Source organism: Microcystis sp. M090S1 (assembly GCF_020246295.1).
GTDB classification, from domain to species: Bacteria; Cyanobacteriota; Cyanobacteriia; order Cyanobacteriales; family Microcystaceae; genus Microcystis; species Microcystis aeruginosa.
In genome coordinates this window covers 25,432-35,066 of record NZ_JADBTF010000088.1, presented here as the reverse complement: position 1 = coordinate 35,066, position 9,635 = coordinate 25,432, and the positions used below count along the sequence as shown (strand labels likewise).

Here is a 9,635-nt window from a genome sequence, read left to right as displayed (position 1 = left end):
TTCAATGGGATTGCAAATTTCATGTCACGAGTCTTCAGGCTTTTGACGTGATAGTACACCCAAAGTTGCCCCAAAAATCCCCCTTTAAAATGTTCTTTAAATCCCTAAAAGGCTTGCTATGTCTAAAACTGAGAATTGCTGGTTGCTAGTAGAGGCAAGATGTTGCCCAAGAATCTCCGCCCTAAAAGTGCGGAGATTGTCAATCCCCTGACGGTGGCTTCTAGCGGAACATTGCGCGCAGGGAACTGGAGAGTTGATTGGCTGCCCGTGCGGCCACCAATCCCGAAAGGGCGGCGACCACCACTGTGGCAAGGCAGGTTAGCTGGGCTGCCCCCGGGCCACCCACCCCCAGCACCATCGCCATGGCGGTCAGAGGTAGGCGATAGCCGCCAGCAATACCGGCCGCTGCCCCCGCCGCACCCGCCAGATCCCCCGAAATCTCAAAGGTGGTTGCGAACACCCGGCCACTGAGGTCGCCGATCGCCAGAAAAGGGACAAACACGCCGCCACAGCCCCCGGCTAAAACGGCAGCGGTGGTGGCCGCGGCCCGGAGCAGAGCTACCGCTAACAGATGGTAAGGAGTTGTTGTAATGTTTTCGGCCCAGACGATAGCGGCTCCCCCCGGCCCAAAAGCCGCTGCGGGGGTCGCCACCTGTCCGATCACGATCGCCAAGAATAGCATCACCAGGCCACCGATCAGAAGACGCGTGGCGGGCCTGTCCCGCAAGCCTCTGGCCCAGTAGATCGCCTCACCGGTGAGGGCTGTAATCGTGCCGGCGATCACTCCGATCAACAAAGTGACACCCACCGCATCCCAGAAGTCAGTCGGGGCAACCTGCGGCACGACCAGCCGGATCAGTTGCAGCTTAAAGGCAGCGTTGACTCCCCATCCCACCAGTCCCCCGGCTAACATCGCCGCTGCCCGCTCCGGGGTGATCGGAACCTGGCGTCGCTGACTCAACTCAAACATAAAGAAGCTGCCCACCAGAGGGATTCCCATCAGGGCAGAAACACTGGCCGCACCGCCACCGATGGCCAGCGGCCGCACCAGTTGACCTAGGGCTGGATTTATGCTACCCAACCAGGTTCCCGTCGCCACGCCAATATGAGCTGCCGGCGATTCTGTTCCCATGGGCGCACCCAGTCCAACGGTGGAGAGGATGGCCAGGGCGCGCAAGGGGGCTAGATTCCAAGGGAACCGCTCTTCCGCGCCGGATGCGTTCACCACGTCACCGGTCAGGTCGGCGCGAGCAATGTCATGGGGGAAGGAGTACCAGTCCATGAGAGAACCCCAGCGACTAGAGGAAGTTGCCCCCCGGGGAGCTAAGGTCTGCACGGGTTGGCCTCTACCCAGTCCAAACAGGACTAGCACTGCTAAGGTAACGCCCACCAGAGGCAGCAGCAGTAGCCAGACGTTGCCTAGGTCAGAGGCAATCCTGAGGGTTTGCTTAATTGCCTCAGTCAGCAGTACCGCAGCCAGAGAGCCGATCAAACCGCCGAGCAGGCCGCCAACAGCCCATGGGCCTACCCTGGTTAACAGAAGTTGTAGTTTGTTATTTAGCATCGTGCCAAGAAAGGTGAACTTTTATCGTTCCTATAGCCAGTCCATTGGAGTGGTCAAGCAAAACACCCTGAAAGTCTTTACTCTATAGTTAGTAAAAGTATAGTCAAATATAAACAGACTGAATTCCATTTGAGAAATTCCCTTCACTTTTACTTCGAGAGATTAATTCTACTTGGCTGAACTACGCACCTCTCTATCCCATAGCTGAACGGATTTGGGAATCCTTTTCTTAGGATGTTGTCACTTGAAACCACTACTCAACGGATTTAGTATAAGTTAACATTTCAATTAGACGTTTATAAGGAATAACGACAAACTTTTGGGTGTTAGATTTGCCTATGTTAGCCTTCTGTTTCCAGCCGTCATTTTTGCCAATAACTAAAGCAGAATGAGGGTGTGTTAGTCAAAATTAACACACCATTAATTTTATTTTTAAGTCAGAACCAGCCTAATTATCGGATAGATGTTTTAATTTCTTGCATAATCATCAACCTAAAAAGATTTAATTGTGTTCAAAGATTCGGTAACGTGAGCTTTAAAATCTAACATAGAATCGAAAATATGTCTGACGATTCCCTCTTGATCAATGATATAGGTAACTCGTCCGGGGAGGACGAATAAGGTAGAGGGAACACCGAATAATTTACGGACTCGGTTATCGCTATCACTTAAAAGGGTGAAGGGAAGATTATATTTTTGGGCAAATTGTTGATGAGATTGGGGACTATCGGCACTAATACCAATAACTTCCGCACCCGCATCGGTAAACACTTCGTAACTATCGCGGAAAGCGCAGGATTCTGCGGTACAACCCGGAGTGTCATCTTTGGGATAGAAATAAATTACCAGGGATTTTTTACCGATTAAATCGCTGACATTAACCGTTGCCCCTGTTTGGGAAGGGAGAGAAAAATTGGGAACTCGATCGCCTACTTTTATAGCTGCCATAAGATTAATTAATGAATAGATAATCGTGGATAGGGTGATACTTTAACATTTTAACCTTTTTTGGTCTTTTGTTTAGCCCGTTTAGCGGCGGCTTTGGCCGCTTTTTCTGCTTCAATGCGTTTTTGTTCGGCTTTTTGTTTTTCTTCGTCTAGTTTTTCTAGATAATAGTGATAATCTCCTGCGTAGGCAATTAATTCGCCCTCCCGAATCTCGACAATTTTGTTAGCTACCTGGGAGATAAAATAACGATCATGGGAAACAATTAAAACCGTGCCTTCATAAACTTTTAAAGCCGATTCTAACATTTCCTTGGCGGGAATATCGAGGTGATTAGTGGGTTCATCGAGAATTAATAAGTTAGCGGGAGCAAGTAACATTTTGGCTAAAGCAAGACGCGCTTTTTCGCCACCACTCAAAGATTCTACTTTTTTTAATACCGTTTCCCCACTGAATAAAAATCGCCCTAAAAGACTGCGAACTTCCACATCTTTCCAATCGGGAACTTCATCATGAATGGTATTTAAAACAGTTTTAGTTAGGTCTAAAGCTTCCGCTTGGTTCTGCTCAAAATAACTAGGAATAACGTTATGTTTACCGATTTCGATCGAGCCTTCTGTGGGAGCTTCTAACCCAACAATTAAACGTAAAAGCGTGGATTTTCCTGCACCATTGGGACCTAAAAACGCCACTCGATCGCCCCTTTCTATTTCCAGATTTGCTCCCAAAAAGAGAATTTTATCATCGTAAATGTGAACAATATTTTTAATAGTTACCACTTCCCGACCACTACGCACTGCTGGAGGAAACTGGAATTTTAAGGTACGCACATCGGCAATTGGTGCTTCAATTTTTTCTACCTTTTCTAATTGTTTTTCCCGGCTTTTTGCTTGGGTACTGCGGGTGGCACTGGCCCGGAACCGATCAACGAAAGCTTGCTGTTTTTCTAGTTCTTTTTGTTGACGTTCGTAGGCACTTAACTGAGCGGATTGTTGTTCGTATTTTTGCTGTAGGTAGGCAGAATAATTACCTAAATAAGTGGTAGAAACTCCCCTTTCAGTTTCGACAATTTTGGTACAGAGACGATCGAGAAATTCCCTGTCGTGGGAAACTATGACCATGGGAGTAGTTAAATCCTTGAGGAATTTTTCTAACCATTCAATGGTTTCTAAGTCTAAATGGTTAGTCGGTTCATCGAGGAGTAAAATATCGGGAGTTTGCAGGAGAATTTTACCTAAACTCATCCGCATTTGCCAACCACCACTAAAGGAACTTACCAATCGATCGCCGTCATCGCTAGTAAAGCCCATTTCTGGTAAAATTTTCTCGATGCGCGCTTCTAATCCGTAACCATCTAACGCTTCAAATTGTCTTTGTAGGCGATCCAATTGATGAATTAAGCGATCTAATTCTTCGGGATCAGCTTTTTCCATGCGCTGGGGAATTTCTATTAGTTGATGGTGGACTTGATTCGCTTCTTGAAACACCGTCCAAAATTCCTCCCGTACCGTCCGACGGGGATCCACGTCAAATTCTTGGGTAAGATAGCCGATATGGAGACTGGTAGGACGGATGATCTCTCCGGCGGTGGGTTCCACTTCCCCCATAATAATTTTCAGCTGGGTGGATTTTCCGGCCCCATTGACTCCCACCAACCCGATGCGATCGCCAGTTTTTACTTCCCAAGTGACATCTTTTAACACTTCTCCCGTCGGGTAAATCTTACTAATTCTCTCTAGTCGTAGCATCGCTGATTTTTCTCCAGTCCTAGGCAGTTGAGGCAGTCCGCCTCTATTGTAACATTTAGTTAAGCTTTATCTGGTCTTTGTCAAGTTTTCTCGATTGAGCCACCCGACAGTATTTTTGATCTGAAAGAGATAATAATGTTTAATCCCTACCCCATAAAAAAAGAAACGGCTAGTTTAATCACCAGAGATGGAATTAGTTTAGTTGCCGATATTTATCGTCCCGATAGTAGGGAATCTTTGCCCATTTTACTAATGCGACAACCCTACGGAAAAGCGATCGCTTCTACGGTGGTTTATGCCCATCCTAGCTGGTATGCACGTCAGGGTTATATTGTGGTAATTCAGGATGTCCGGGGACGGGGAAACTCGACGGGAAATTTTAATTTATTTGCCCATGAAATTAGCGACGGATTAGAAACCATTGAATGGGTTTTAACTATTCCTAATAATACGGGTGTGGTGGGAATGTATGGTTTTTCCTATCAGGGAATGACTCAATTATACGCCGCTACTAATGGTCATGCTGCTTTAAAAACTATTTGCCCAGCAATGATCGCTCACGATTTATATCGAGATTGGGGCTATGAAAATGAAGCATTTAATTTACAATATAATCTCGCTTGGGCAATACAATTAGCGGCGGAAACAGCTAGATTAAAAGGGGACGAAACTGCCTATCAAAAACTCTGGGTAGCTTCCCGAAACTTACCCCTTTTTGATCCTATTGCTGCCTCTCCCCAAATTCTGCAAGATTTAGCTGCTGATTCTTTTTATCACGATTGGATTACTCGTTATCTTCCCGATGACTATTGGCAAAATTTATCACCGCAAAACCTGTTAAAAAATATCGATTTACCGATGTTACATATCGGGGGTTGGTTCGATCCTCATCTCCGGGGAACTTTGGGTTTATACCAAGAAATGCAAGCGCGTTCTATCTATCCCCAACAGCTAATTATTGGTGCTTGGACTCATCTACCCTGGGGGAGAAAAGTAGGAGAGATAGATTATGGTCAACAGGCAATTAGTCCCGTGGATAAAATGCAGCTGCAATGGTTTGATTATTTCTTAAAAGGTCAGGAAGTGGAGTTATTTGAAAATCCTCCCCTGTATCTATTTCAAATGGGGTCTAATCAATGGCAATATCTGGAGCAGTTTCCAGGAGAAAATCAGCAAATTTATTATCTTGCTAGTCAAGGTTTAGCCAATCTGCGCGAGGATGAGGGGAAATTAAGCGCGATTTTGTTAGAACCTGCGATCGAGGATACCATCGTTCACGATCCTTGGCGACCGGTCCCATCTTTAGGAGGTCATAGCGCCCTACCGGGGGGAATATTCGACCGCACCATGCTAGACTGTCGCAGTGATGTGATTACCTACACTTCTCCCCCCCTAGAGAAAGATTTAACGATTTTGGGCAGTCCCCGTCTGGATTGTTATTGTCAAGCAGATGCGGTTAGTTTCGATATCTGCGCGGTGGTTTCTCAAGTTACCCCCGATGGTCGGGTTTTTAATATCACTCAGGGTTATAAACGGGTAAATAATCCCGAATCGCCCCTAAATATTGCCATGCAAGCCACTTTTATCACTATTCCTCAAGGTCATAGCTTGCGTTTAAGTCTGAGTGCCTCTTGCTTTCCTGCACATCCCGTCAATGCGGGGACCGGCAGCTATCCCCACGCAAGTGGAGCGATCGATTTTTCTACTATCACAATTAAGGTTTTTTGTCAAGGAAATTTTCCCGCAAAATTGCTATTACCTTTAGTCGGGGAAAGCTAAACCGCTGCGGGGATCGCGAATGTATAAACCTAACACCAGGGAGGAGATAACCGTATCCCAGATGGGGGTGAATTTTTCCGCATCATCGACCCAATAATCCATAGTAATTAAACATTGAACCCCGGAACCAATACCCACGGCAATGCGCGAATAAGCTGGCCGATTTTCTTGGGGGTCGATGAATTGAATTTGCACCCAAACAATGCGTACGGTTTGGCGTTTTTCTTGGATAACTTCGCCGATTTCGTGAGGATTGCGGCTATCTTCACGAGCTAATTTTTTGACCATTCCTTTCAGGGGTAATTCTTTCCAATCTCCGGGGGGAAGTAGATTATAGGAAACCTCTAAACGACAATCATCATCGGGTGGTTTTCTATCTAAAAAACGAAAGGAATTATCATCGGGTTCAAAATGCCAATCTTGAGGAACTTCAAAGCGCACTGCACCGCGACCAGCTACAAAAATACTGTTACCCGGACTAGATTTCCAGTTATGATCTGGATTTAAATCGAGGGTTTCTTTGATCCATTGCAGATTGTGTTTTTTGGATTTAGCCATAGGGATAATCCTGCGGTAAGAATCGGACTATAGCTGTCATTATACAGGCTTTTTCCTGGGAATTAACCAAAACTTCTATCCTCACCCTTAAGATAACTGCTGTATAATTTTTAGAAATCCCACAGCACGGGATTATCATCCAAGAAATCAGTTACCTGTTTACCAATATTATCAATTAATTTTAGGTCTTCTGGGGTTAAATTAATTGTCATTGCTTGAGCGTTATTAACTGCTTGAGCAGCATTTCTTACCCCAGCAATTGCATTAGTTTGGGGTTGCTTAATTAACCAAGCAAGAGATAATTGAGCTAGGGAACAATTATAGCGGTCAGCAATCGGTTCTAATTGATTTAAAGCCGCTTGTACCCTCTGAAAGTTTTCGCCATGAAAGAGTTTATTTTTAATTCTATGGTCCTCCGCTGCCAACTGATAACCGTTTCTAAATTTTCCTGTTAATAAACCTTGGGCAAGGGGAGAATAGGCCAGAATAGAAATATTATTTTCTATACAATAGGGCATAATTTCCTTTTCTACCGAGCGCCAAAACAGAGAATAGGGAGGTTGAATACTCTCAATTCTGCCGTATTGACCGGCTTCTTCCAGTTGAGAGCGGGAGAAATTGGAAACCCCTATAGCTCGAATTTTTCCCTGTGCTTTCAGATAATTAAGAGCGGCCATAGTTTCAGAAATAGGCACTATTTCCGTGTTCCATGAGCCACTAGGCCAATGAATTTGGTAAAGATCGATATAATCAGTTTGGAGGTTTTTTAAAGAGCGATGGCAAGCTGCGATAACTTGCTCATATTTGAGGTGATTAGCAAAAACTTTTGTGGCATAAATTACCTGTTCTCGCACATCAGCTAAAGCTTGAGCGACAATCAATTCCGAGTGACCTTCCCCGTAGATTTCGGCTGTATCTACAGTGGTAATTCCTGCCTCAAAAGCGGCACGAATTGCTTTAATACTTTCCTCATCTTCAATACCTGCCCACATCTTTTTTCCTGCTTGCCAAGTACCCACGAGAAGGGGAGTAATTTCTATATTAGTCTGACCGAGATAGCGTTTTTGCATAACAGTTTTTTGATGGGTTAAGTATGCTTAGGTTTTCAGTCGGGTTTAGGGCTGAAAATCCCAGCTGAAGAGGACTAAGGTGACAAGGATAAAAACTTTTACCGGTAGGGGTGTAAAGAACAAACTTAACAAGCCACAAAAAAGACCTAATAAGCGGGTACTGAGGCTAATTATTTCGCCTTGAACATTGTAGCTAATCGACAGGGCGATTAGGGCTAGAGTAAGGAGAAAAATCATAGTTTTCTTTCCTGAGTCTATTGAGCAGAAAAGCCGTGACTGCTCACGACTTTTTGCCGTTTCTATATCTATTATTAGCTCGATTACTTAGCTATTGACATCGGGGTAAAGTAAACTTTTTTAACGGAAAAGATTAAAAAATCCGTTGAAGAAACCCGTCAGACCAGTAAAGGGACTTAAAACCGTGCCGAGGGTGTCGGTAGCAGAGGCCAGACCGCTACGATGAACCACCACCACATCATTATTGCGGAGAATCGGGTTAGTTTTCTCGTTGATACCCTGGGAAAAATCGATGTTAATTGAGGTTTTGGTGACGGTCCCGTTAGGATTGAGACGAATTAATTCCACTGTGGACTGATTGGCCCGACGCTTATCAAAGTCTCCTGCGGTTAAAATTGCCTGATTGAGAGGGGTATTGGGAGGAACTTCAATTGTCCCCGGTTTTTTCACCTCCCCGACCACTTTCACGTTAATGGTTTTAGGGGCAAAACTGGCCGATGCTAGGGTTTCCGATTCTTTGGCCGAGATTTCAGTAGCAGTGGGGATAATCACTGTATCCCCTTCTTGAAGAAAGATATCGCCGGTCATATCACCTTTATCGAGCAAACTCCAGAGATCTACGGGGATTTTCTGCTGGGAACCGTCACGAGTATAACGCAGCACTTGTACCTGTCGGATATCGGCCAGAGGTTTGATGCCTCCCGCTTGTTGGATAGCTTGGGTTAGTCGGGCCGGTTTCCTGGTGCCGCCGCGATCTTGGTCATTATTGTTGTTATTGTTATTGTTGGCAGTGGGGACAATGCGATGGGACCCCGGACGATAAACTTCTCCCACCACAGTAACATTAATTTCTCGATCGCTATCTAGTCCAAAATTGGCATCGGCTAATTGATTGACTTCCCCGACGCTAAGGGTTGTTTTGGTGGGAATAACGATGCTATCACCATCTCTGAGGCTAATATCTTGGGTTTTATCGCCTTTTTGGATTAATTGCCAGAGATTCGCTTGAATTAGCTGTTCTTGTCCCTTGAGGTTGCGTCGGATTTGAACTTGACCAATATCGGCCACCGTAGTCACTCCCCCCGCTTGCCGGATTATTTCGGTCAATAGGGGCGTTTTTTGGCTTTGTTCGGGGTTAATTGTGTAAGTACCCGGACGATTGACTTCCCCCGCGATGGCGATTTGCAGAGGCCGGGGGGTGAGAATGCTAACAGTAACCACGGGACGTTTGAGATAGGTGGTGTAACGTTTGGCCAAGGTTTGGCCGGCTTCGGTGACGGTCATTCCTTCCACTTTGACGCTACCAATCAGAGGTAAAGTCAGGGTTCCATCGGCTAAAACGAGGAAATCGCCGCTTAAATCCGCGACTTGGTAAACGGTGACGCGGACTTTATCCCCTTCTCCTAGGGTGTACTCTTTGCTTTCTGCGGGGATAGGGGCAATCGCCTCTTTAGCGGGTGCAGGACTACTCGGAGGAGTGGCTTGGACTGGGCGGGCTTCTAAGGAAGTTAGGGGGGCAATAGTGCCGATAATTAACAGATAACGTAGGGATTTACTGATTAAATCCTGTAATTGGTTGCTATTTAACATGATCAATAGGATTAATTTTATCGTTAACATTGGCGATCAGTGTAGCACAAATAGTCGATCGCCTATGGAAACCCCGTGTAATATCGCATCTAACGAGAGTTACCGCTAACTGTAAGATAGTTTTAACGATTGCCTGTATGTAAA

At 45.5% G+C, this 9,635-nt stretch carries 7 protein-coding genes; 1 reads left to right on the top strand and 6 read right to left on the bottom strand.

Annotated elements, in window-relative coordinates; genetic code table 11:
• Positions 1-220: 220 nt before the first annotated feature.
• The 3 genes from IM477_RS03995 to IM477_RS03985 form a co-directional block, all read right to left on the bottom strand.
• Positions 221-1,564, bottom strand: a complete 1,344-nt coding sequence (locus tag IM477_RS03995; RefSeq protein ID WP_287730618.1) for a chloride channel protein — start codon at positions 1,562-1,564, stop codon at positions 221-223.
• Between the two features lie 492 nt (positions 1,565-2,056).
• The gene (locus IM477_RS03990) at positions 2,057-2,512 is read right to left on the bottom strand and encodes a peroxiredoxin (RefSeq protein WP_002760875.1); all 456 of its coding nucleotides are present in this window, start codon (positions 2,510-2,512) and stop codon (positions 2,057-2,059) included.
• A 50-nt stretch (positions 2,513-2,562) separates the two neighbouring features.
• Positions 2,563-4,257: an ABC-F family ATP-binding cassette domain-containing protein gene (locus IM477_RS03985; protein ID WP_287730617.1), complete on the bottom strand. Its 1,695-nt coding sequence runs from the start codon at positions 4,255-4,257 to the stop codon at positions 2,563-2,565.
• Positions 4,258-4,392: 135 nt separating this feature from the next.
• Here IM477_RS03985 and IM477_RS03980 point away from each other — a divergent pair, with 135 nt between their 5' ends.
• Positions 4,393-6,036: a CocE/NonD family hydrolase gene (locus tag IM477_RS03980; protein WP_287730616.1), complete on the top strand. Its 1,644-nt coding sequence runs from the start codon at positions 4,393-4,395 to the stop codon at positions 6,034-6,036.
• Here the strand turns inward: IM477_RS03980 and IM477_RS03975 are convergent.
• From IM477_RS03975 to IM477_RS03965, 3 genes are all read right to left on the bottom strand, one after another.
• Complete coding sequence (locus IM477_RS03975; RefSeq protein ID WP_287730615.1) at positions 6,019-6,594, bottom strand: Alr1449 family protein; 576 nt, start codon at positions 6,592-6,594, stop codon at positions 6,019-6,021. The genes IM477_RS03980 and IM477_RS03975 overlap by 18 nt on opposite strands.
• Positions 6,595-6,704: 110 nt before the next feature.
• A complete protein-coding gene (locus tag IM477_RS03970) occupies positions 6,705-7,664 on the bottom strand; it encodes an aldo/keto reductase (protein WP_287730614.1) in 960 nt (319 codons plus the stop codon).
• 357 nt (positions 7,665-8,021) lie between these two features.
• Positions 8,022-9,521: an SLBB domain-containing protein gene (locus IM477_RS03965; protein WP_287730613.1), complete on the bottom strand. Its 1,500-nt coding sequence runs from the start codon at positions 9,519-9,521 to the stop codon at positions 8,022-8,024.
• Positions 9,522-9,635: the final 114 nt, after the last annotated feature.